Origin of the sequence: Roseburia sp. 1XD42-34 (genome assembly GCF_009917385.1) — a bacterium.
GTDB lineage: Bacteria > Bacillota > Bacilli > Bacillales > Amphibacillaceae > Virgibacillus.
The window spans coordinates 1-23,983 of the sequence record NZ_QWLJ01000011.1 but is presented as its reverse complement, the minus strand read 5'-3'; the positions used below and the strand labels follow the sequence as shown (position 1 = coordinate 23,983).

At 39.3% G+C, this 23,983-nt stretch carries 21 protein-coding genes; 19 read left to right on the top strand and 2 right to left on the bottom strand.

Going from position 1 to position 23,983, the window contains the following annotated elements; all coding sequences use genetic code 11:
* The first annotated feature begins 192 nt into the window (after window positions 1-192).
* From D1839_RS08230 to D1839_RS08150, 17 genes are all read left to right on the top strand, one after another.
* Entirely contained in the window at window positions 193-918 is a 726-nt protein-coding gene (locus tag D1839_RS08230; RefSeq protein ID WP_120379505.1) for a GntR family transcriptional regulator, read from the top strand.
* Window positions 919-1,651: 733 nt separating this feature from the next.
* A complete protein-coding gene (gene phnG, locus D1839_RS08225) occupies window positions 1,652-2,074 on the top strand; it encodes a phosphonate C-P lyase system protein PhnG (RefSeq protein WP_120379506.1) in 423 nt (140 codons plus the stop codon).
* A gap of 136 nt (window positions 2,075-2,210) precedes the next feature.
* Entirely contained in the window at window positions 2,211-2,810 is a 600-nt protein-coding gene (gene phnH, locus D1839_RS08220; protein WP_120379507.1) for a phosphonate C-P lyase system protein PhnH, read from the top strand.
* Window positions 2,811-3,926, top strand: a complete 1,116-nt coding sequence (locus D1839_RS08215; protein ID WP_120379508.1) for a carbon-phosphorus lyase complex subunit PhnI — start codon at window positions 2,811-2,813, stop codon at window positions 3,924-3,926. It abuts the gene before it with no gap.
* Window positions 3,919-4,785 (top strand): alpha-D-ribose 1-methylphosphonate 5-phosphate C-P-lyase PhnJ, encoded by an 867-nt coding sequence (locus D1839_RS08210; protein WP_120379509.1) that lies wholly within the window; start codon window positions 3,919-3,921, stop codon window positions 4,783-4,785. Before D1839_RS08215 ends, D1839_RS08210 begins: the two co-directional genes overlap by 8 nt.
* Window positions 4,778-5,617 carry an ATP-binding cassette domain-containing protein gene (locus D1839_RS08205; RefSeq protein ID WP_120379510.1) on the top strand — a complete coding sequence of 280 codons (840 nt, stop codon included), beginning with the start codon at window positions 4,778-4,780 and terminating at the stop codon, window positions 5,615-5,617. The genes D1839_RS08210 and D1839_RS08205 overlap by 8 nt, the downstream gene beginning before the upstream one ends.
* Before the next feature lie 14 nt (window positions 5,618-5,631).
* Complete coding sequence (gene phnM / locus D1839_RS08200) at window positions 5,632-6,816, top strand: phosphonate metabolism protein PhnM (RefSeq protein ID WP_120379511.1); 1,185 nt, start codon at window positions 5,632-5,634, stop codon at window positions 6,814-6,816.
* Window positions 6,817-6,833: 17 nt separating this feature from the next.
* The gene (phnL, locus tag D1839_RS08195; RefSeq protein WP_120379512.1) at window positions 6,834-7,556 is read left to right on the top strand and encodes a phosphonate C-P lyase system protein PhnL; all 723 of its coding nucleotides are present in this window, start codon (window positions 6,834-6,836) and stop codon (window positions 7,554-7,556) included.
* The gene (locus D1839_RS08190; protein ID WP_120379513.1) at window positions 7,546-8,358 is read left to right on the top strand and encodes a PHP domain-containing protein; all 813 of its coding nucleotides are present in this window, start codon (window positions 7,546-7,548) and stop codon (window positions 8,356-8,358) included. Before phnL ends, D1839_RS08190 begins: the two co-directional genes overlap by 11 nt.
* 429 nt (window positions 8,359-8,787) lie before the next feature.
* Window positions 8,788-9,831, top strand: a complete 1,044-nt coding sequence (locus tag D1839_RS08185) for a PhnD/SsuA/transferrin family substrate-binding protein (protein WP_120379514.1) — start codon at window positions 8,788-8,790, stop codon at window positions 9,829-9,831.
* 308 nt (window positions 9,832-10,139) lie between these two features.
* The gene (gene phnC, locus D1839_RS08180) at window positions 10,140-10,904 is read left to right on the top strand and encodes a phosphonate ABC transporter ATP-binding protein (protein WP_120379515.1); all 765 of its coding nucleotides are present in this window, start codon (window positions 10,140-10,142) and stop codon (window positions 10,902-10,904) included.
* A gap of 12 nt (window positions 10,905-10,916) precedes the next feature.
* The gene (locus D1839_RS08175) at window positions 10,917-11,702 is read left to right on the top strand and encodes a PhnE/PtxC family ABC transporter permease (protein WP_120379516.1); all 786 of its coding nucleotides are present in this window, start codon (window positions 10,917-10,919) and stop codon (window positions 11,700-11,702) included.
* The gene (locus D1839_RS08170) at window positions 11,702-12,559 is read left to right on the top strand and encodes an ABC transporter permease subunit (protein WP_120379517.1); all 858 of its coding nucleotides are present in this window, start codon (window positions 11,702-11,704) and stop codon (window positions 12,557-12,559) included. Before D1839_RS08175 ends, D1839_RS08170 begins: the two co-directional genes overlap by 1 nt.
* A gap of 163 nt (window positions 12,560-12,722) precedes the next feature.
* Entirely contained in the window at window positions 12,723-14,618 is a 1,896-nt protein-coding gene (locus tag D1839_RS08165) for a PrkA family serine protein kinase (protein WP_120379518.1), read from the top strand.
* A gap of 188 nt (window positions 14,619-14,806) precedes the next feature.
* Entirely contained in the window at window positions 14,807-15,967 is a 1,161-nt protein-coding gene (yhbH, locus tag D1839_RS08160) for a sporulation protein YhbH (RefSeq protein ID WP_120379519.1), read from the top strand.
* Window positions 15,968-16,909: 942 nt separating this feature from the next.
* Complete coding sequence (locus D1839_RS08155) at window positions 16,910-18,325, top strand: SpoVR family protein (protein WP_330585460.1); 1,416 nt, start codon at window positions 16,910-16,912, stop codon at window positions 18,323-18,325.
* A 647-nt stretch (window positions 18,326-18,972) separates the two neighbouring features.
* Window positions 18,973-19,536, top strand: a complete 564-nt coding sequence (locus D1839_RS08150) for a YpjP family protein (RefSeq protein WP_199690037.1) — start codon at window positions 18,973-18,975, stop codon at window positions 19,534-19,536.
* A gap of 365 nt (window positions 19,537-19,901) precedes the next feature.
* Here the strand turns inward: D1839_RS08150 and D1839_RS08145 are convergent, their stop codons facing one another.
* The gene (locus D1839_RS08145; RefSeq protein WP_120379528.1) at window positions 19,902-20,606 is read right to left on the bottom strand and encodes an NAD-dependent protein deacylase; all 705 of its coding nucleotides are present in this window, start codon (window positions 20,604-20,606) and stop codon (window positions 19,902-19,904) included.
* 205 nt (window positions 20,607-20,811) lie between these two features.
* Entirely contained in the window at window positions 20,812-21,867 is a 1,056-nt protein-coding gene (locus tag D1839_RS08140; RefSeq protein ID WP_120379521.1) for a YkvI family membrane protein, read from the bottom strand.
* Window positions 21,868-22,303: 436 nt separating this feature from the next.
* On the opposite strand from D1839_RS08140, the gene D1839_RS21090 reads away from it, so the two are divergent.
* On the top strand, window positions 22,304-23,551 hold the full coding sequence (locus tag D1839_RS21090) for a hemolysin family protein (RefSeq protein WP_120379522.1): 1,248 nt from the start codon (window positions 22,304-22,306) through the stop codon (window positions 23,549-23,551).
* Window positions 23,552-23,638: 87 nt separating this feature from the next.
* Window positions 23,639-23,899 (top strand): metal-sensitive transcriptional regulator, encoded by a 261-nt coding sequence (locus tag D1839_RS08130; RefSeq protein WP_120379523.1) that lies wholly within the window; start codon window positions 23,639-23,641, stop codon window positions 23,897-23,899.
* The last annotated feature ends 84 nt before the right edge of the window (window positions 23,900-23,983 follow it).

The window sequence follows — 23,983 nt, the reverse complement described above, 5'->3', positions numbered from 1 at the left end:
GATTTGCCATTCCTTTACAGTAAAAACATTCTTTTTAACTAACTAGAAATGACAATGGACGTTGCACCATAGAAAAATGATTGGACCAAGGTAGATGTACGTATCAAGACGAACACTAAGATTGTTAGATAGTCAAATTCCTGTGCTAGTGTCCTGTTTAAACATCCACAAGGTTGGTAAGGAGGTATCTGAATGCCTGTAGATAAGGAAATGCAAATTATTGATGATATAATGGAGAAAATCATTACGAAAGCGATGAAACCTGGTGAAAAGATTCCCTCAGAAAACAAGCTGGCAGATCAGCATAAAGTGCCACGTATTACTGCTAGAAATGCTTTAACGACCCTAGAAGCACGCGGCTATATTTATTCAGTACAAGGGAAAGGGCGCTTTTTAAAGGAGACATCCAAGCCAATTCAGTTGCACTTAACAGGAAATAGCAGCTTTACTGATAAAATGAAACGAGCAGGACATCGTTTAACAACCAAAAATATGTACTGTAAGAAAATTAATTATGATAGTAAAATTTATGATATGTTACAGGCACATCGAGAAGCAGCGGTTTATAAAATTGGTCGCTTGCGATTAATTGATGATGAACCTATAGCGATTCACCAATCGTTTGTAGACCAGGATCGATTTGGGAACATAGCTCACGAAGGGTCGCAAATATTATCTATGTTTGCTTATTATCGCCAATATGGTTATGAAGAATTTACGAGTAAGCATTCCTTATTAAGTATTACATTTCCCACTTCTTATGAACAGGAGCTGTTATCATGCAGTAGCATGATTCCTCTTATCGTGCTGGAAACGGATTGTATTGATATAAAGACTAAAAAAGTACTGGAATATACCAAAATACTGTATCGAAGTGATAAATTTAAATATGATATTACACCAGAAAGAAGTCGGTGAGGTCTATCGGGGCCTTGCCGATTTTTTTATGGTCTAGGAAATTATAAAATTTTGCAACTGTGGATAAACTTACTAAGTTATTTAGCCACACGTCCGGCTCCAGCACCCAGCAACTAGGCGACTTCACGAATCGCCCTCCGATAAGTCATCATTGGTTCGTCTCTAAGAGAAAGGCCGACTAAAAACGGACTTGCCGCTCAGGCGTCGACATACTCCTGTTGCAGTAGCATGATTCCTAAAACTTTAGTTGCTTCGTTCCAGTTGCTACGTTGCTAAACGGGCGCCTTTCGCCTGTACTAACCATCAGTGGGGATAAAGAAACCCTGTTGATGGAAGGTTCACTTTATCTTTCGTTGATTTGTTCCATTCGCTATGTTGCTTTTGTTACATAATAAGGTTTTACTATACATTTAGTTGTCTCCAACTGCTAGTAAGCTTAAATCCCGATTTAATTAAGAATATTGCCTCCATATTAGTGACTTAAATCTGCCAGATAACTTCTTGACAGTATCCGCTCGGTATAAGTTTCGTGACCTCTCCTTTTTACGCTGCTTAAGATTAAACATTTCAAGTTTTATTTTTCCAGCCCAGCTTTCATATCATCTAAAAAACAAACAGATACATAGAGTGAGAAAGCGGAATTATAAATAGTTATTTACAAAGACTTTACGATATTTTAAAACACAGCAACTTGGCAACAAGTTACTATGAATTTGTAAAGGAGGATGTATGCATGAAACGTCGGAGAAGAACAGAGATTCTTGTTCAAGCGAATACCGATTTGGCAAAAAGCTTGGCAAATCAAATTAAGCAGACATACACTTACAGGGAAATTGTGGCCCCCCAATATGGTTTAACAATGGTAAAGATGCGGGAAAGTGCAAAAAAGTCCTTATTCTATATTGGTGAAGTGCTTGTTACGGAAGCAAAAGTGGAAATTAATGAGCGGATTGGCATTGGTGTAGTGCAAGGAATGCAAGATGATTTAGCAATAAATTTAGCAATTATCGATGCTGCCTACAAAGCACAATTACCAGAAACATTAGCTTGGGCAGATGTCTTATTAGAAGCTGAAGCAGACATACATCATAAACGAGCAAAGCAGCAAGCAGAGCTAATGAAAACAAAGGTAAGTTTTGAAACTATGGATGTTTAAGCTACATAATATTAAGACTTGTACAGCAGTACTGTTTTTAATCAAGTGACATATTTGCTAGTTAACCAACGAACTAAGGAAGAAATACAAAGCCACGAGACCGCTTCTTAAAATATAAGACCAGGAGAGAGATTGTATGCCTATAGACCTAGTTCACGATTTACAAAAGGTGTATCGAAACGTATTAGACAGTATGGCCCGTCCAGGGAAGATAGCCAATTTAGAAGAATTTGCAGACCGATTTGATGATGAGGTTGCGTGTTACAATACGACGTTGCTGGTTGCAATGACATTATTGGACGGAGAAGTATCGTTTCATGTAATTACGGAGAATAATCAGTTAGTAGAAGAAAAGATCGCCGCTTATACGTTAGCAAAGCATGCACCTGTAGAAAAAGCAAATTTCATTATTGTGCTAAAGGATGCAACCGATACTTCGATTATTGAGGGGATGAGAGCCTGTGAAAAGGGGAACCTGATTGATCCACAGTATTCTTCTACATGGATAATGGAAAGCAGTGTTCTCCTTTCTAATCAAAGTCAACTGCGACTCACCGGTCCAGGGATTGAGAGACATATGGATTTACATACCAGTCTATCGCCAAGTGTTTGGCAAGCTAGAAGCGAAGCAGTACAAGAATATCCGTTAGGAATAGATCTTATGCTAACGGATGATAATTTGCAAGTTGCCTGTGTGCCTAGAACAACGAACGTTGCTGTACGGGAGGTGGAGTAGATGGGCTATGTAGCTGTAAAAGGTGGAACGAAGGCAATTGAAGCGTCCATCAATCGGTTAACATATGATCGTTTAAAAGAAAGAGAAATCATTGAAGTTAAAACCATTATGGCTACGATGCGTGCGCTTGTAGACCAAGTTATGTCTGAAAGTAGCTTATATTCGCCATTTTTAGCTGCGCTAGCTATAAAACAGGCAGAAGGGAGTATGGAAGAGGCGGTATTCATTATGCGGGCACATCGTTCTACATTACCTAGACTTTATTATAGCAATATCGTGGAGTCCGAGTCGATGCTAGTAGAACGACGTATATCTGCAAGCTTTAAGGATATTCCTGGTGGTCAAATATTAGGATCTACCACAGATTACACGCATCGTTTACTCGACTTTTCACTAGTTTCAGAAACACGATCAGAAAATGACCAGTGGATGAAACAGTTTATGGAGCAAATACAGCAGGAAGTGGTTACATCCGGGGAAGTGGTTTATTTTCCAAAAGTAGTTGATTATTTGCGAGAAGAAGGCTTATTTGCGGCGCATGAACCAGATAATACGAGCCCAACAGATATTACGAAAGAAAACCTTTCTTTTCCGGCTTCTAGAAGTGCTAGATTACAGACGTTAACGCGTGGGCAAACAGGTGCAGTGACAGCACTTGGCTATGCTTCTTTACGAGGGTACGGTCAAGTTCACCCGACAGTTGGTGAGGTTCGTGTTGGAAAGCTGCCAATTTATGTTGGTCATCCAAATGAACCGGAGCAAACGGAAGAAGACAGCTACTATATTGGAGAAATAAAAGTTTCGGAAGTCGAGTCGTTTGTTCCTGTCTCTGTTAAAAACGAACAAAACGAGGAAGAATTAGATTTTGAGATTGGCTATGGAGTGTGTTATGGGCAAAATGAAACAAAAGCAATTGCGATGAGCATTTTGGATCAATGTTTAGAGCATCCAGAGGCCAGCTTTCCAACGCATGATGAAGAGTTTGTTTTGCTTCATATTGATTCGGTGGAAGCAACCGGCTTTATATCGCATTTGAAACTCCCACACTATGTTACGTTCCAGTCCAAATTGGATAGTGTTCGTGAAGTAAAAAGAAAGGGGGAGAACCATGAATAATACGACTCATTTTGCGTTTTTTGATGAAGGGTCTAAGAAGGAAATTCGTCGAACGACATTGAAGGCAGTGGCCATTCCAGGCTATCAGGTTCCATTTGCTTCCAGAGAAATGCCGATTGCAAGAGGGTGGGGGACAGGAGGATTGCAGCTTACTTTATCATTAATTGGCAAAGAAGATACGTTAAAAGTCATTGATCAAGGTGCCGATGAATCGGTGAACGCTGTTAGCATTAAAAAGCTCGTGCAACAAACAACAGGTGTGGAAGTAACCGACAGTACAGAAGCTGCTTCGTTAATTCAATCCAGACACCGAATTCCAGAGGTTCCGCTAACAGAGGAGCAAATTTTAGTGTTACAGGTACCAACACCTGAGCCATTACGTGATGTAGAAGCGAGTGAATATGTAACCAAACGCTTGCATGCTGAAGAAGAATATAGTGGAGCTTGGCTCTTGTTATTTGAACAAATTATGAAATACGGGAAAACAGCGACAGGTGCGGATCATCCAGTATACGTAAATGGTCGTTATGTCATGGCACCAAGCCCAATTCCAAGATTCGATAATCCGAAAATGCATATATCCAAAGCATTGACATTACTCGGAGCAGGACGAGAAAAGAAAATTTACGCTGTTCCGCCATATACAGATGTCACATCTCTTGCATTTGAAGATTATCCATTTGTAGTGGAAACATTTGCAAGTCATGCATGTCATTTATGTGGTGCGAATGATGTTTTTCTTGATGAACTCGTTAATGAAGCTACAGGTAAAGCTTATTATCAGTGTAATGATACCAGCTACTGTCTCGATAGATTGAACAGCCAAGAGCAGGTGGAGGTGGAGCATCATCATGCGTGAAGAGCCCATATTGCATGTACGCAACTTAAATAAACAGTTTGGAAGAGGATGTGTCCATTGTCGCGATAAAACGAAGCGACAGTTGGAGAAAAATTATTGCCCAACTTGTGGAACGGTTTATGCGTGTCAGGATGTATCGCTGAATTTGTTTCCAGGAGAAATATTGGGAATCGTTGGCGAAAGCGGCAGTGGAAAATCAACGATGATGCAATGTCTTTATTTCGATGCTTCCGTTACTTCTGGTGAGGCTTATATCCATAACGGAGAATTAAATGGTAAAAATGTATTTGCCCTGTCACAACAGAAAAAACGATATATTCGCAATAACAAATATGGGATGGTTTATCAAAATCCGGTAAACGGACTGAAGATGAATTTTTCTTCCATGGGAAATATTGCCGAAAAGCTTATTGCAGCTGGTAACCGAAATGTATCTTCTATGGAAAGAACAGGTCATCAACTGCTTGAGCATGTGCAAATACCACTGTTTCGATCAAAAGAGGAACCACAAAATTTCTCTGGAGGAATGCAACAGCGAGTGCAAATAGCAAAAGCATTATCAAATAATCCGCCGATTCTATTTTTGGATGAGGTGACAACAGGGTTAGACTTGTCTGTTCAGGCAAATGTGTTGGATTTAATTAAGGAAATTCAACGGGAATGGGGCATTAGTATGATCGTAGTTTCCCACGATCTTGCAGTTATTCGCATGCTAGCAGATCGAACGATGGTCATGCTAAACGGTTCCGTAATCGAAGAAGGTTTAACGGATCAAATCTTAGAAGATCCACAACATGCTTATACGCAACGCTTAGTTTACTCGTTATTATAGGAGGGGCACGTACTGTGTATGTTATTCATAATGGAAAAGTGATTACAGAAGAAACGATACTTGAGGGTCACGCTGTCCTTGTAACGGGGGAGACGATTCAAGCAATCATTCGAGAAACAGAAATCGATAGCTATCCAGAGGCCAAAAGAATTAATGCCAACGGTGGCTATATTTCTCCGGGCTTTATCGATATTCATTCAGACTATATTGAAACGGTAGCTTCACCACGCCCGACGAGTATGATGGATTTTAATATTAGCTTAAGAGAAGCAGAAAAAATATTAATTGGTCACGGGATTACAACGATGTTTCACTCGTTATCGTTTTATCGCGAGGATGCCTTTGACCATAAACCGATCCGGCAGCCGGAGCATGTACAACGGATGGTAGATGCGATTGCGAATACACATCATGAACTACATTTAATTCGCCATCGATTACATGCTCGCTTTGAAATCGACAATATTGCAGAGGTCGACCAGTTAATCCGTAATATTGAAGCAGATAAGGTACATTTATTATCATTTATGGATCATACACCTGGTCAGGGACAATACCGAGACTTAGAGGTGTATCGGGAAACATTGTTAGGTTACCGTGATTTATCTGATGAGGCTGTACAGACGATTATTTTAGAACGGAAAAACGTAGAATGCATGACCGTTGAACGTATACAAGAAGTTGCTGAGCTTGCGATAGCCAAAGGGATAGCAGTAGCCTCTCATGATGATGACAATATAGATAAGCTTCATCTGGTAAAATCTTTCGGAACGACGATTAGTGAGTTCCCAATCACATTGGAGATTGCCAAAAAAGCAAAAGAGCTTGGACTGAAGACGATAGCCGGTGCCCCTAACGTATTACTCGGCGGATCTCATTCAGGGAATTTATCAGCAGCCGAAGCGATAAGGGAAGATTGTATTGATATTTTATGCAGTGATTATTATCCAGCAGCCTTGCTACATGCTATTTTTTCCTTAAGTGAAACGCACGGAAATGATTTACACGACATGTTTATGAAAGTAACCCTTAATCCAGCCAGAGCTGTACGAATGGATGATGAAATAGGATCGATAAAGCCAGGAAAAAAGGCAGATATGATTGTTATTGAGCGGATGGATGACGGTTATCCCATGTTAACTGTAACGATGGTAAACGGTGCTTTAATGACAACAACAAATTACCGTATGAACTATTGAAAGGGAGGTACCATTAAATGGCAATGCTGCAAGTAATAGACTTTGGCAAACGATTTACAATTCATCACTTGGGCAAAACAAGGCAAACAGTGGAACATATTCATTTTTCATTAGAGCAAGGAGAATTCCTTGGTGTTGTCGGTAAAAGCGGCAGTGGTAAATCAACGATCTTAAAAAGCATTTATCGTACGTACTGTCCAGATACAGGAAGCATTATCTATGACTCTGCACGTTATGGGTTAATTGATTTAACCCATGCAACTGAGCGGGAAATCCTTTATTTACGAAAGCATGAAATCGGTTATGTATCACAATTTTTAAATGTCATGCCTCGGACAACATCGCGGGAGCTTGTGGAGAAAGCTCTGTTGGAAATGGGAGCAACAGAAGCAGATGCAAAATTGGAAGCAGAAAAGGCTTTAACACATTTTGAATTGGATCAGAAGCTTTGGGATAATTATCCGAATACTTTTTCCGGTGGTGAAAAGCTGCGGTTAAATATCGCCATGGCTACTGTCAAAAAACCACGACTTCTATTACTCGACGAACCAACAGCCAGCTTGGACCAGCAATCGAAAATAAAGGTACGTGAGATTATTGAAAAGCTGAAAGCGAGTGGCACGACATTAGTTGGTATTTTTCATGATATAGAATTTATGGATGGCTTATGTGATCACGTCTTTGATATGCAATTTAGATCAGATAAAGCTGTTAAAGAAGGCGTTATTCATGAAAGCTGATCTTCATGTGCACAGCACGTATTCGGATGGTTCCGATCATGTAGAGATGGTACTAGCACAAGCGAATCAACGTGGAGTGACACAAATCAGCTTTGTCGACCACGATAGTATAGATGGTCTTAAAGAAAAACAATCCTTAGGGGAAAGCTATGGCATTGAAGTGATCCCAGGTATTGAGATTTCCGCTTATGATTTTAAACGCAATCGAAAGGTTCATTTACTTGGATATGATTATCACCCGGAGGCAAAAAATATAGCAGCAATCTGCCAAACGGTACGATGCAGGCGACAAGCCCATACACTATGGCAAATCGAACAGCTTAATCAGCATGGCTACTCTATTGACCCGCAAGCAGTGATTAGAGCGGCACGTCCAAGTGAAACAATTTATAAGCAGCATGTCATGCAGCAAATCATGTTAGCACCATACGCTTCCTCTGCTTATCAAGAGCTGTACCGTAAGTTGTTTAAAGGGGAGGGACCAGCCGCAGGTGATATAGAATACGTCGATGCTTTTCTTGCGGTAGAGGCAATTGTTGCAGATGGCGGTATTGCTGTTGTTGCTCATCCTGGTCAGCTTAATTCATATGATATCATTTCGGAACTTGTGGAGGTTGGTTTAGGAGGGGTTGAAAGAAATCACCCTGACCATACTGCAGAAGATCATCAACGTGTAGAAGCATTAGCTAAAAAGTATGAGTTAGTAATGACGGGAGGGAGTGACTACCATGGTAGTTTTGGCGCTCCAGTAGAGATAGGTGCTATAACAAGTCCAGCTTTTATGTACTATCGGAAAGTATAAAATTTATTACTTTGACATAACGAATTAACCGAATAAGCCACGTTCGGCGCATGAGCCCAGCAACTAGGCGACTTCACGAATCGCCTTCCGATAAGTCATCATCGGTTCGTTAGCTCACCGTGATTCCTTTATCTCAGTTGCTTCGCTCCAGTCGCTACGTTGCTAAACGGACGCTCTGCGCCTTTGTTTAATCGTACATTCATAAATTGATTTTTAATTATATTTACGGAATGTAAAGTTACTAAACTAAATGTAAAAATGTTGTAAATATAAACTTTATTCAGTTAAGTTGTGTTTTAATAGTAGAGGGAAAGCAGGCTAGCTCGTCATAAGGAGGGAATGTTCGATTACGTAATAATTTATAAAGAAGTTCCATTCTAAGTGTCTATGCTATCAAATAATCTATGATTGAAGGAGCGTTATCATACCATGAAGAAGACGTTAACTAAATTAGGTGTTTTGCTTATATTAGCTGTATTTGCGGTAGGATGTTCAAAAGGAAATGCTAGTGGGGAAAAAGGAGAAGCAGAAGTAGATGATGTGATTGATGTTGTTTGGTATCCAAACGAATCTGGGGAAGATTTGAAATCCTCTCGTGATGAGATTGGAAAGGTCATCGCTGACGCTACTGGAAAAAAAGTAGAGCACCATCTAACAACAGATTATGCGATTGCAATTGAGACATTAGTAAATAATAACGCAGACGTGGCGTTTATGGGTGCACAAGGATACATCGAAGCAAATGAAAGTAACGATGCCATTCAGCCAATTGTTGTTCCAACTGGTCCATCCGGTACGTTAGATGATGCCGTTTATCACAGCTGGCTTGCGGTAAATGTGGATGATCAGGAAAACTATAAAAAAGATGGAGAATATTCACTGGATACGATAGCAGATAAGAAATTTTCATTCGTTTCCAACAGCTCGACTTCTGGCTTTAAAGTACCTTCAGCTAGCATTCTTGCGCACTTTACAGAGCAAGAGGAGTATAAAGACTTAACGGAAGAAGACTTAATGGAAGGTGGACCGCTTTTTTCTCAAGTACTTTTTGGGAACTCCCACCAAGGGTCGGCAGTTAATTTGCTGGATGGGAATGCGGATGTAGCGGCATTCTGTGATACATGTGTAGAAAACTATGTAGAAGTTGCTGAAGGCGAAGAAAATAAAGAGGGGTCTGTTTACAAAGTAAAAGAAGATGCTGCGCAACCATTTAACAAAGTAGCTGGAAAAGAATTCACGTTAATGAGTGTGAACCCTGTCCTTAATGCGCCATTTGCAGCAAACATGGATACATTAGGTGAAGAAGACTTTAAAAAGTTGCAAGATGCATTAAGTGCAGATGAAGTTGCTAATAATGAAGGAATTTTTGTACCAGAAGACTCAGGAGAATCAGCATTATTCTTTAAAACTGACAAAGAACGATTTGCACCAGCAGAGGACAAGTGGTTTGATCCCATCCGTGAGCTTCAGTAATTAAATAGCCATGTAGAGTATGCTTGTCCAATCGGTATACTCTACAGGCAGATTCACCCATATGTAAGTGTCTTAAAACTCCCGCTTTTAAGGCTAAAATTTAAAACAAAGCAGTCAAAGCGGTAGAAACGGTACTTAAGCACTCGTTTCATTGGGTCTGTAAGATATCGCTCACGTGAGTAGAGCGACACGCGGAAAAAGTGTTCTTTTTTCCAGAATGCCTACGTTTTTTAGCCTTTGGTCTACTTCAATCAGTCGGAAAGAAAGCCAAGTTAATGAAGTTTCATTATATAGGAGGGAGCCTATCCATGGCACTTTTACAAATTGCAGGACTTAGTAAATCGTACGATAACGAAACAAAAGTATTAAAAGATATTTCTTTTAACGTCAAAGCCGGAGAGTTTGTTTCCATTATTGGACCATCTGGTGCAGGAAAATCTACGTTATTACGCTGTATTAATCGAATGGTTTCGATTAGTAGTGGGGAAGTTATTTTTGATAACGCCCAAGTAACTAGTATGAAAAAGCGTGCCTTACGACAGCTCCGCACGAATATTGGCATGGTGTTCCAGCATTATAATTTGGTTCCACGTTTAACTGTTATTGAAAATGTGCTCCATGGACGTTTTGGTTATAAGTCTACTTTGCAAGGTGTGCTAGGCAGATTTACGGAAGCAGAAAAAGAGCAAGCTTTTTATCTGCTTCGTAAGCTTGGAATCGTGGAGCATGCTTATAAGCGTTGTGATCAGTTAAGTGGTGGACAGCAGCAAAGAGTGGGTATCGCTCGGGCACTTATCCAAGATCCAAAGCTCGTCCTCTGTGATGAACCAATTGCCTCACTCGATCCCAATTCTTCGAAGATTATTATGGACCATTTAAAGTCTATCACTTCTGAATTAGGGATAACTTGTCTAGTCAATTTACATCAAGTAGAAGTAGCGCAGCAATATTCCGACCGAATTATCGGTTTGAATCATGGGGAAGTCGTATTTGATGGACTAAATTATCAACTGACAGAGGATAAAATTAATCGTATTTATGGTACGCAAGTGCGAGAATTAATTACAGTGTGAGGAGAAATTAACGTGAGTGAAAAGGTGATGCAAAAACGCAAATGGCAGACGACGATTGCTCTGGTCATTATCATTGCCATTACATATTTATCTGCAGCAATAACTAATTTCAACTTCATTGACGGCTTAGCAGCGTTTCCAACAGCGATTGGATGGATGTTCTCTCATTTACTTATTACGCAAGAATCGCTAGAAAAGCTGCCAGCAATTTTAGGAAAGTTAAATGAGACCATTTTTATGTCCATTGCGGCAACGACAACGGCTGCAGTAGTTTCTATTTTCCTTAGCTTAATGGGATCGAAAACGACGAGTGTCAATGGCTTTTTAAGTATGTTTGCTCGCTTGATTGCGTCCGTATCACGTAATATTCCGGTCGTTGCTTGGGCGTTGATTCTACTACTCTCCTTTGGGCAAAATTCAATAACTGGCTATTTAGCTTTATTTGTTGGAACGGTTGGATTCTTAACAAGGGCGTTTATGGAGTCCATTGATGAAGCAAGTCATAGCGCTGTTGAGGCGCTGACAGCTACAGGGGCAACGTATTTTCATATTGTAAATAAAGCAGTGCTTCCTCAGAGTTTACCGCAAATGATTAGCTGGATTTTATTTATGATCGAAACGAACATCCGCAGTGCAACACTAGTAGGCATTTTAACAGGGACAGGCATTGGGTATACATTTGATATGTATTATAAATCAATGAACTATAATGTAGTTGCGCTCATCACCTTCAGTATTGTTATTGCGGTAATCATCATTGAATTAATTTCAAACTATATACGGAAGGTGATGATGTAATGGAAACCACAATGAAACCAACGTATATAAAACGCAAGAGAAATGGACAGATATCGATCAAAGCTGGAAGCAAGTCAGAGCGGGGCATTCGTTGGACGATTATTCTGTTTGTTGTTTTAACCATCGCCGCATTTATGTTCTTTGATTACACAGGGCTTGAACTATGGTCCGCGATCATAGAAACAGGACAAAATTTAAAAGTAATGTTTTTTCAACCAGCACTAAATCATTTTACTTGGGCTGAAGCATTGTATCAAGTTGGTGTTACCCTCGGGCTAGCTGTATTAGCTACTGTAATTGGATCTGTGATCGCCTTTTTCTTAGCATTGATGGCTGCGACCAATTTAACAAAGGAATGGATTACAAAGTTCGTTCGCGTCATTGTAGCATTTATCCGTGCAGTTCCGACCGTATTATGGGTACTCATCTTCGCTATTGCTGCTGGGCTAGGGAGTGAAGCTGCTGTATTAGGAATGCTGTTTCATTCTATTGCGTATTTAGTAAAAGCTTTTTCAGAGGCTTTTGAAGAAGTAGATAAAGGGATCTTGGAGGCATTAAAAGCAACGGGATCGGGCTGGTGGCATGTTGTCACACATGGTGTACTACCTTCTACGTTTACATATTTATTATCGTGGACATTCTTGCGCTTTGAGATAAACTTCTCGGTAGCTGTTGCTATGGGGGCTGCTGCTGGTGCAGGTGGTATCGGCTTTGAGCTGTTTATGGCATCAGGATTTTACTTTGATCTTCGTGAAGTTGGGTTTATCACGTATGCTATCTTATTGATTGCAATTATTCTTGAAGTATTTTCGACCCGATTGAAAAATCGCTATTTCCCATCTAGTATGAGCAAGTAAATTTTTTGCTACTGCAATCATCACAGGTATAGAAGGCGTTGCTATCAAAAATTATGAACTATTCTGCGCTTCCCTTCGTCCCATTCAATTTTAATCAGGTCTGGCATCATAAAACCCCTTCCTGCATAGGCTATATTAATCGATCACTGGATGGAGGAATGAAATGGATATTCTTAATAAAGTGAAGCAGCATCGCGAAGAAGAACAGCAGTTAAAGTGGGAAGGAACATTCGGTGAGTATTTAGAATTGCTTAAACAGCGCCCAGAAGTGGCGCAAACTGCCCATTCACGAATTTATAATATGATTAAAAGTGCAGGTATTACGGAACGAGATGGTAAAAAAATGTATGATTTTTTTGGAGATGAGATATTTGGATTAGAAGAGGCTATAGAGCGTTTAGTAGAAGAGTATTTTCACCCTGCAGCAAAGCGACTCGATGTACGCAAACGCATCTTATTGCTAATGGGGCCAGTAAGTGGTGGGAAATCTACAATTGTAACTATGCTCAAACGAGGGTTAGAAAAATATTCACGAACGGATGAAGGTGCTATCTACGCCATACAATCGTGCCCCATGCAGGAAGATCCCCTCCATCTTATTCCACACCATTTACGTCAGGACTTTTTTGAGGAATATGGAATACGTATTGAGGGAAGCTTATCACCGTTAAATACGATGCGTCTGGAAAAGGAGTATAACGGGAAAATTGAGGATGTGAGGGTAGAACGAATTTTCCTTTCCGAAGATAAGCGGGTAGGAATTGGTACGTTTAGCCCGTCTGATCCAAAATCTCAAGATATTGCAGATTTAACTGGGAGCATTGATTTTTCTACAATTGCTGAATATGGATCGGAATCGGACCCACGGGCATATCGCTTTGACGGCGAATTGAATAAAGCCAATCGAGGAATGATGGAGTTTCAGGAAATGCTTAAATGTGATGAGAAATTCTTGTGGCATTTACTGTCCTTGACACAGGAAGGGAATTTTAAAGCAGGTCGCTTTGCGCTAATAAGTGCGGATGAATTAATTGTTGCTCACACGAATGAAGCAGAATATCGGTCTTTTATTGCAAATAAAAAAAACGAAGCACTGCATTCACGAATTATTGTCATGCCGATCCCCTATAACTTAAAAGTAAGTGAGGAAGAACGGATTTACAAAAAAATGATTAATGAAAGTGATATGGCCCATGTGCATATAGCTCCACATGCGTTAAAAGCAGCAGCTATTTTTTCAATTTTAACAAGATTAGAAGATTCGCAGAAGCCAGGTGTAGATTTAATTAAAAAAATGCGTCTCTATGATGGAGAAAGTGTGGAGGGCTTTAATCAAGCAGATGTAGACGAGTTAAAGGATGAATTTCCAGTAGAAGGGATGAACGGCATTGATCCTCGCTATGTAATTAACCGAATCTCTTCGGCAATCATTCGGAAAGATGTTCCTGCTATTAATGCGTTAGATGTATTACGCTCGCTAAAAGAAGGACTTAGCCAGCATCCATCCATTTCCGATGAAGATAAGGAAACGTATATGAATTATATTTCTGTAGCAAGAAAGGAATACGATGAAATAGCGAAGAAAGAAGTACAAAAAGCATTTGTTTATTCGTATGAAGAGTCTGCGAAAACATTAATGGATAATTATTTGGATAATGTAGAGGCGTATTGCAATAAAAATAAATTGAGGGATCCGTTGACTGGTGAAGAGATGCATCCAGACGAAAAGCTGATGCGTTCCATTGAAGAACAAATTGGTATTTCAGAGAATGCAAAAAAAGCATTCCGCGAAGAAATTCTTATTCGAATATCAGCATTTGCTCGGAAAGGAAAGCGCTTCGACTATAATTCCCATGAACGCCTCCGTGAAGCTATTCAGAAAAAATTATTTGCTGACTTAAAAGACGTGGTTAAAATTACGACATCTTCCAAAACGCCAGATGAATCTCAATTGAAAAAGATTAATGAAGTGATTGCCCGTCTTATCGATGAATATGGCTATAATTCTATTTCTGCAAATGAGCTGCTTCGTTATGTAGGCAGTTTGTTGAATAGGTAATGGAATCAATTCTCACAGCATCCTCTTTTGGGTATGTATCTAAGAAAGAGGGTGCTTTTGCTTACTCTTTTTCTGGTTTGTCAACAATTTTTGTCCAAAGAGTCATAATAATGCAATAATAGAAGCGGTTTTGCATAGGATATAGAAACGGATGATATAAGATTGATTAATATTAAGGAGGGGATATGATGTATGAGCATAAAGGGAATTTTGTCGTCTCAAAGGAAAATTGGTCCCTCCATCGCAAAGGTTATCAAGACCAAACACGTCATATGGATAAGGTAAAGGATGCGATAAAAAATAACTTGCCTGATCTAGTCAGTGAGGAAAATATTATTATGTCCAATGGAAAAGATGTTATAAAAGTACCAATCCGTTCGTTAGACGAGTATAAAATTCGTTACAATTATGATAAAACGAAACATGTAGGGCAAGGAAAAGGCGATAGCCAAGTAGGTGACATTATTGCTCGGGCTCCAGGTGGAGATGGTCAGGCAACTGACAAGGAAAAAAAAGCTGGAGATCAACCAGGTACCGATTATTACGAAGCAGAAATATCTTTAGAAGAGATTGAGAATGCGTTGTTTCAAGAGCTAGAATTACCGAATTTGCAGGCAAAAGAGCAAGCTGAAATCATTACAGAGAAAATAGAATTTAATGATGTCCGCAAAAAGGGTTTAATGGGAAATATAGACAAAAAACGAACAATTTTAACGGCAATTAAACGCAATGCAACAGAAGGAAGGCCGGGAATTACGCCGATCTATGAAGATGATTTGCGATTTAAAACGTGGAATGATATAACTAAGCCAGAGACGAAAGCTGTTGTTTTAGCTATGATGGATACGAGCGCTTCAATGGGAATATTTGAAAAGTATGTAGCTCGGAGCTTCTTTTTCTGGATGACAAGGTTCTTACGTACAAAATATGAGACAGTGGAAATTGAATTTATTGCTCACCATACCGAAGCTAAAGTCGTTTCCAAGGAAGAATTTTTTTCAAAAGGAGAAAGTGGCGGAACGATTTGTTCATCCGTTTATTTGAAAGGATTAGAACTCATTAATAGTAAATACCCGCCCGCCCGTTACAACATTTATCCAGTTCATTTTTCAGATGGAGAGAATATGACCTCTGATAATCCACTGTGTATTGAATTGGTGGAAGAAATGATGCGTGTTTCTAGTATGTTTGGCTATGGAGAAGTGAATAGTTATCATCGTAGATCGACCTTAATGCGTACGTTTGATCAGATTCATAATCCGAAATTCCGCTATTATATTGTCAAAGAAAAGAAAGATATATACGAAGCGTTAAAAGCGTTTTTTACGCAACAGGTAGTAATGGTCTAATAGAGACTTAGTGAAAAAATGCTAGCTAGTAGTACTGATAGAGGATGCTCAAAAAGTTCATTTAAAATGACACATTGACGTTTCTAGTTGAATCGGTTCTCCGTTTGGAAAAGGGTTCTTCCCTTTTCCATTACGGGAACCAGTGTTCATATAGTTGTATTTATCCCGCATAAAGTGCCCAAGTAATTCCTTTTGGTTATGCCATTATGAGATGAATCAACAGGGAGGATTGAATGAAAACCTTTACTGATTGCAATTCCCTTTAGCTTATATATTAAGAGCGGAGTTCTGCTGCTTCAATGGTGCTCATTCTCATTCTTCCTATTCAACAACTTCAATTGTAAAGGTGGTAGGATCGCAACTAAAGCAAATCGCCCCCCATCAATTGAAAAAAAGATGTATCTTTCAAAGGGGGTTCATAGATGTACTAAGGTGTTACTTTCTGTGTATAAAAGTTTGAATTTTCGCTTAATTCCTAGTGTATTCTCGAGGTTCACAATTTTACTAGGAAGGGGAGTTTGTTTTTGAACGATACAAGAACGAGATTCCAAACAAGTAAGCGTTAGGAAAAAGAAACGCGCCATTGGTAGCTAATCAAGCTGCTTTTGTAAAGGACAAAGCTCCCTATTATTCCACCTGTGAATCCTAGCAAGAGGATGCCTACTATCCCCCCTTATGTTAATGTATCCATTCATGTGCTCCCCTGCAGGTTCTTTTTGTAAAAAGGCAAATTCTCTTCGTAAGTCTCTTTCAAGTTGTCTAGCGTAAACACTTTCTTTGTTTCCCCGTATGCCATTGCGTCTTAGTTAATAATACAATGTTCACAATAATCATTTACTGTCTGTAAAATCATTTTCCCTTCGCCATTACGCTGTGATTATTTTTCAGTAATCATTCGTTTACATATTCATAAACTATAGAAAGTGAAATGGGGGGATCTTAGTGATTGAGAAGAAGCAACTGGAACATTCTATTGCGGAGATAACGGAAATAGCTGCCGATTTTGGACTGGATTTTTATCCCATGCGTTATGAAATTTGTCCAGCAGATATTATCTATACATTTGGAGCTTATGGGATGCCTACCCGTTTTAGTCATTGGAGCTTTGGCAAACAGTTTCATCGTATGAAGCTGCAGTATGATTTAGGATTAAGTCAAATATATGAATTAGTCATCAACTCTGACCCATGCTACGCTTTTTTATTGGATACAAACAGTCTAATTCAAAATAAGTTAATCATTGCCCATGTTTTGGCGCATAGTGACTTTTTTAAAAACAATGTACGCTTTTCCAATACACGACGTGATATGGTGGAGAGCATGACAGCAACGGCTGAACGAATTGCTCATTATGAAATGGTGCATGGCAAGGAGAAAGTGGAAAAATTTCTAGATGCTGTTTTAGCAATACAAGAACACATCGATCCAACACTCTTTCACTCCTCGCTAAGCTATGATGAGTTAGAAGAGCTAGAAAAAGATTCTCTACGACAGAAAACTCCTTACGATGATTTATGGGATTTAGATCAAATATCCACTCAGAAAAGGGAAAAGAAACAGCGTAAAAAGAAATTCCCACCCCGTCCAGAGAAGGATTTACTATTATTTTTGGAGACATATAGTAAAGAATTAGAAGACTGGCAGCGAGATATTTTAACAATGATGCGGGAGGAAATGCTTTATTTTTGGCCACAGATGGAGACGAAAATTATGAACGAAGGTTGGGCTTCCTATTGGCACCAACGGATTTTGAGGGAAATGGATTTAACTAGTGAAGAGACAATCGAATTTGCCTCTTTACATTCGGGAGTGGTGCAGCCTTCGACACGTCAATTAAATCCATACTATTTAGGCTTGAAAATACTAGAAGATATTGAAGAACGTTATAATCAACCGACAGAGAAGATGAAGCGACTGGGAATTCAACCAAATTCGGGAAGAGAGAAGTTGTTCGAGGTTCGAGAGTTGGAATCAGATATTTCCTTTTTGCGAAATTATTTGACGAAGGATCTAGTGCAGCGAGAGGATTTATATTTGTTTGAGAAAAAAGGAAGGAATTATCAGATTACAGATAAAGACTATGAAAATATTCGTAATCAGCTTGTAGCGATGCGGATAAATGGCGGTTTTCCATATATCACTGTGGATAACGGTGATTATTTACGAAATGGAGAACTATATCTGGTTCATCACTATGAAGGAACGGAACTCGATATTGCGTATTTGGAACATGTACTGCCATATATTTATCAGCTGTGGGGACGTTCTGTATATATGGAAACAGTCGTGGATGATAAAAGAGTGGTGTACTCTTATGATGGAAGGAAAACGGTTCATCGTCTTTTATCCAGTATATAAGGTTGCTGTAAATCCCTTCACTTCAAGAGGTAGGGTCATTTGTCCGGCAACAAGTCTAAGTGGAGATAACAGCACCTAAATACCCTATTTCGTAAGCAGCCTTTAGGTCATACCATACTAACAGGCCGTTGCGAATGAATGAAAACCCCCACTGATGGAAGATTCGCTTTATAAAGTGGTCCCTCCTTCATTGGGGGCTTTTTAATCCCTCCTGTTTGGAGTAGAACACGGGGTAAAACCTCAGGTATTTTTGATAATCTCCGTGTCAACGAGAACACCTTATAAGCATAATGAATAGGGAATTTTTATACAGTTATCCCTTGACTTCTTGGTAGCTATGCCGATATCGCCGAGGTGTGGTCGACACCATACATTCGGGGTAAAGGCCGATTTAGATAGTCTAAAAACAAGCCTTATTAAGTGTTTAGCTCTTCTGTAGCTTTTAAACAGCGGACTTGTCGAGTTATAACTGTACCAATTCTGACTTTTTCTATTTGTAATACACAGTAAGAATTTTTATATCTATTTCAAAAGCGTAAAAAATACTTTACAAACGATTACGTTATAAAAATAGCATGGACAAATGATCAGAAAATGGTAAAATTTAAGTAACAGGTAAGAGGGAGTGGACGAGGATGAAGCAGTGGATGAAAAAAATAGCAGTCATGATGATAGCAATTGTAACGCTTGGAATGTATGTGCCTGCTTCGTTAACAGAAGAGCCAAGTGATGCTAAAGCACGTTATAATTCTGACTCAGACGTTAGCGAAACATCAAGCCCTGCTGTCTTAGAAGAAAGCCCTCCTCTAACAGATCCGATGCTAGAGCTATCGGAAAAAGCCAAAGAACAAGTAATGCGTAAAATGGGACCAAGAATAGCTGATCGTGTGGTTGATGAGTTTACGTCTGTTATTCTGCCTCATATTGAGCAAGTGATGCAAACAGTAATGCTCGATGAAAATGGCGAGCCGATATCCCATTATGGGATTACAGAAGATCCGGCGAGTGGTTATGGAGAGCGGATTTTTCATATTTATGATTATCAACTAGAGGAGAATGTGGTGAAGTTCCATGTAAGACGAGACCATCGCCCGTTAGAAGGTCATTGGTTTAATTTTCACTATCATGTAAAAGACGATCAATTTGAAACCCATTATGAAATCGGTGAGATTTTTTGGGATAAAAATACACCGCCAAAATGGATGGCATGATGCAAACAGTCGATACGATCTACTAGAATTAGGTCGTACCGACTGTTTTATCGTGTAGGAACCTATAAAATGAGGTGTTTGTGGAGAAGGAAAGAACCGACTAGCCACGTCCGGCGCATGAGCCCAGCAACTAGACGACTTCACGAATCCCCTACGATAAGTCATCATTGGTTCGAGGTTAAGAGGAAGGCCGACTAAAAACGGGCTTGCCGCCCGACGTCGGCATACTCCTGTTGCAGGAGCATGATTCCTAAAACTTTTAGTTGCTTCGTTCCAGTCGCTACGTTGCTAAACGGGCGCTTTCGCCTTTGTTCTTAAGAACATCTAAACGAGCAATGTGGACCATTGCCTCGCTATATATACTGCTATTCATTAACTTCTTTTAACACTTGTCCAATAGAGCGACCATGAATCAGCTCATCAGCATAGTAATCTAATTCGGTTGGCTCCCGATTAACGATGACGAGTTTTGATCCACGTTCTTTTGCAATTAGCGGAAATTGATTGGCAGGTGTTACGCTTAAGGAAGATCCCAGTACAATAAATAAATCTGCTTTTTCTGCTTCAGCTAAAGCAAATTGAAATGCATCCATCGGTAAAGTTTCCCCGAACAGAACAATGGAAGGGCGAAGAATACCTTGACAAGAGCAGTAGTAATCTTTGTTTACATATTCTTCACTGCTATATTCTTTGCCGCAAGATTGACAATGAAGTTTTTGCAACGTTCCGTGTAATTCGGCGACTCGTTGGCTTCCGGCTTGTTGATGAAAGCCATCTACATTTTGGGTAATGATGGATTTTATCCGTCCTTGCTTTTCCCATTCCGCCAGTATATAATGCCCTTTATGTGGTTGATACGTTTTAACACCTAATACTCGTTCGCGGTAAAACTCAATGAACGCTTCTACATTGGAATTTAATGCATCCGTTGAGGCAATTTTGCTAGGGTCTTTCTGTTTCCATAGTCCGTTATTAGCAGAACGGAAATCAGGTAAACCACTTTCTGTTGACATGCCAGCTCCAGTAAATACGACGGTGTATTTTGCCTCTTGTAACCATTCTTTAAGCAACATGCTTCCCTCCAAGTTTATTCTGCTATCATTACTTATTATACTAAAATAATGCACAATCTCCCAGTTTAACTCACGTTTAGTGAAACGAACACGGTCAAAAGTTTAAAAAGACGTATCCGTTTGGAAATGTTGACACATATGTAGGCTACAGTTGGTAGACGAAACAACAGTGAGATGTCATTATATATCACTTTAGGTAAGCCTATTGCTGTAAGCTTGATTTTAGTCGAAATGGCGCAATGATCAAAACGACAATTAGAAACAAGCCCATATACCCAATGAAAGGATAGAAAAACGATACTAATTTAGTGAACCCTACAAAGCTCATTGCAAAGGCAATCAAAATCGTAATGACGCTAAAGCGTCTAAATTGTGGTGTTCCGTTTGGTTTAAAGCGAGCACTAAAAGAGAAAAACATACTAACTGCAGTATTGAAAATCATCCCAAATAGAATAACGGAATAGATCATTCCTAAAACAGGGGATATTTCGTCAGCGATTTTTAAAATTGGCATTTCAAATCCGGCTACTAGCTTCATATTTGCAAAAATGGCGAGGTGGTTGAACAGAATTAATATTCCAATCCCCAGACCTCCTAACAATCCACCAATGGTAGCCTTTCGTTTGTCCCTTTCAGCTCCTCCCATTACAAGGGCCATGGACGCACCTAACGCAATATTGTAAGAAACATAATTAATTGAAGCAAGCATCCAGTTGGATACCGCAGAAGTTTGTTCTAAGGCGATAGGCTCCATGTTAATAAATGAACGGTCCATAGTTACTAAGCTATAAATAGATATGAGCATTACGGTTATAATCAAAAAGGGAGCAATACTAGCAATGATCTGTACTACACGATGAATATCGAGCATAACCGTAAGGATCACAAGAATCGTCATAATAACAATACCAACAAAAGATGGAAGACCGAATTGCTGTTTGAAAATAGATCCTGCCCCAGCGAGCATTACAACACCAACACCAAATAACGTAAACACGATAATATAATCTACGATGGCGCCTAGATACCTTCCGCTAATAAAGTAAATCACATCGCGGTGCGAGGAGGTTCGGGTTTGGCTACCTAAACGGGTTAACATCATCCCCAAATAAGTAAATAGAGCAGTTGAAATGATTACACCTATTGTTCCAATATAACCAAAACTAGTAAAGTATTGTAATATTTCTTGTCCAGAAGCAAAACCTGCCCCCACAATAATGCCAATAAATGCACTGGCTATTTGTAATATTTTCCTCATGTCAACGCCTCCGTATGAGCATAGCTACAAATTTTTATTATGGTGCTTTTCACGTATTGTAAGCCTGCTTATTTCCGCGATTATTTTAAGTATACAAATGGAATCAACAGAATTCATCCCATATTTTCCCTAGTCAAAAAATGACACCTTTTCATCATATCACACCTTTCACTAAAAAATGAAATTGTCTATAATACGCTATTGATAAAACTTTTTATCCAGTGGTTCCTTTATCTCATTTGCTTCGCTCCACTCGCTACGTTGCTAACCGGGCGCTTGCGCCTTTGTTCTGGTACTAAACATTTAGTAAGTGATGGAGGAAAATTCCCACTGAACGGAGTTTCACTTTATCTTCAATAAAAATCCATGTATGATAGAAAGAAGACATACGCAGCCTAATGATTCCATTAGGTAGATACAAGGGGGCATTTAAAAGGTGATCATTGCGATCATTGCTTTATTACTCATATCTTTTTTCTTCTCCGGTAGTGAAACAGCTTTAACTGCCGCAAATAAAATGAAATTACAAACAAAAGCGAATCATGAAGATAAGCGGGCTGACAAATTACTTCGATTAGTATCAAAGCCCGAGCAATTCATTACATCGATATTAATTGGAAATAACATTGCTAATATTATTTTGCCCACGTTAGTTACAATCGTTGCTATGGACTATGGTTTGAATGTGGGCCTAGCTTCCGCGCTATTGACGATCACCATCATTATTTTTGCAGAGGTAATACCGAAGTCTGTCGCTGCCGCATTTCCTGATCGCATGGCATATATTGTGTACCCTGTGATTCGTGCTGTCGTATTTGTTTTTCGACCGCTAACGATGTTATTAAATGCGATAACGGGTTTGATTATCAAATTCTTATCAAAGGGTCAAGAAACGAGTGCTTCTGTATCTCGAGATGAAATCAGGGCAATGGTTGATATTGCGCGCACAGAGGGAATATTCAAACAGGATGAGTCACATCGGATTAAGGGTGTCCTTGAATTTAATAATTTGAATGTCAAGGATGCATTAAAAACCCCTAGGGTGGATATTGTAGCCCTTGCCAGCGATTCAGATTTTGAAGAAGTTCGGAACATAGCAATCCAAAATCCATTTACACGATATCCCATTTATGAGGAGGATATTGATACTATTATTGGTGTCTTCCATTCAAAATATTTATTGTCCTGGTCAATGGAGCCGGATAAAGCACTCGAGTCATTTAGTGATATGAATCCGTTAATTGTGTTTGAATTTCATTCGGTTGATTGGGTTTTTCGTAAAATGATTCAGGAAAAAAAGCATATGGCAATTGTTCTAGATGAATACGGGGGCACAGAAGGTATCATTACCCATGAAGATATTATTGAACTGCTAATTGGCTTAGAAATAGAGGATGAAACAGATAGAGGTGAACCGCTCGTAGAAAAAGTGACCGATACGGAGATTATTTGTAACGGAAAGATTTCATTACATCGGTTAAATACTATTTTTCATACGAACATTATCGATGAAGAGGATGTATTGGCAGGTTACTTGTTAAAAAAGATGAACCGCTTTCCTAATCAAGGTGAAGAACTGCAAGAGGGCAACCTAACGTATCGAATTTTGGAAGTAGATGAGCGCATGATTAAACGTGTACAAATAAGGAAACATATGGAAAATGCAGATGAAAGCCAAAAATAACGATAGAACTGTTACTTTGTATTACTAATCTTTTGCATTATTGCATAATCAATCATGGTATAAAAGTTGATAGAGGAGGAGCATAAGTTGGAATATGATGCAAAAATTATTAATCGAATGAAGCGAGTAGAAGGACAAATTAGAGGTCTACAGCGAATGATGGAGCAAAAAAAGGATTGTCGTGAGGTTGTGGCGCAAATGTCTGCTGCCAGAAATGCGATCGATCGGACAGCTGCATTAATCGTCAGTCAAAATTTAGAGCGTTGTATACGAGAAGAGCAAGAAAAGGGAGGCAATACCGACGAGCTGATTCAAGAAGCAGTACAGCTATTAGTTAAAAGTCGATAGATATTTTATAAGATAAGAAAGCATTCCTGTAATAAAGCAAAATGAGGATTGAATAAAAAATGCCCCCTTGGTATGATACGAGGT

Bases quoted from the DNA above. Each gene is read 5' to 3' on its own strand.
- D1839_RS08230 (WP_120379505.1), top strand. From the start codon at position 193: ATGCCTGTAGATAAGGAAATGCAAATTATTGATGATATAATGGAGAAA.
- phnG (WP_120379506.1), top strand. From the start codon at position 1,652: ATGAAACGTCGGAGAAGAACAGAGATTCTTGTTCAAGCGAATACCGAT.
- phnH (WP_120379507.1), top strand. From the start codon at position 2,211: ATGCCTATAGACCTAGTTCACGATTTACAAAAGGTGTATCGAAACGTA.
- D1839_RS08215 (WP_120379508.1), top strand. From the start codon at position 2,811: ATGGGCTATGTAGCTGTAAAAGGTGGAACGAAGGCAATTGAAGCGTCC.
- D1839_RS08210 (WP_120379509.1), top strand. From the start codon at position 3,919: ATGAATAATACGACTCATTTTGCGTTTTTTGATGAAGGGTCTAAGAAG.
- D1839_RS08205 (WP_120379510.1), top strand. From the start codon at position 4,778: ATGCGTGAAGAGCCCATATTGCATGTACGCAACTTAAATAAACAGTTT.
- phnL (WP_120379512.1), top strand. From the start codon at position 6,834: ATGGCAATGCTGCAAGTAATAGACTTTGGCAAACGATTTACAATTCAT.
- D1839_RS08190 (WP_120379513.1), top strand. From the start codon at position 7,546: ATGAAAGCTGATCTTCATGTGCACAGCACGTATTCGGATGGTTCCGAT.
- D1839_RS08185 (WP_120379514.1), top strand. From the start codon at position 8,788: ATGAAGAAGACGTTAACTAAATTAGGTGTTTTGCTTATATTAGCTGTA.
- phnC (WP_120379515.1), top strand. From the start codon at position 10,140: ATGGCACTTTTACAAATTGCAGGACTTAGTAAATCGTACGATAACGAA.
- D1839_RS08170 (WP_120379517.1), top strand. From the start codon at position 11,702: ATGGAAACCACAATGAAACCAACGTATATAAAACGCAAGAGAAATGGA.
- D1839_RS08165 (WP_120379518.1), top strand. From the start codon at position 12,723: ATGGATATTCTTAATAAAGTGAAGCAGCATCGCGAAGAAGAACAGCAG.
- yhbH (WP_120379519.1), top strand. From the start codon at position 14,807: ATGTATGAGCATAAAGGGAATTTTGTCGTCTCAAAGGAAAATTGGTCC.
- D1839_RS08150 (WP_199690037.1), top strand. From the start codon at position 18,973: ATGAAAAAAATAGCAGTCATGATGATAGCAATTGTAACGCTTGGAATG.
- D1839_RS08140 (WP_120379521.1), bottom strand. From the start codon at position 21,867: ATGAGGAAAATATTACAAATAGCCAGTGCATTTATTGGCATTATTGTG.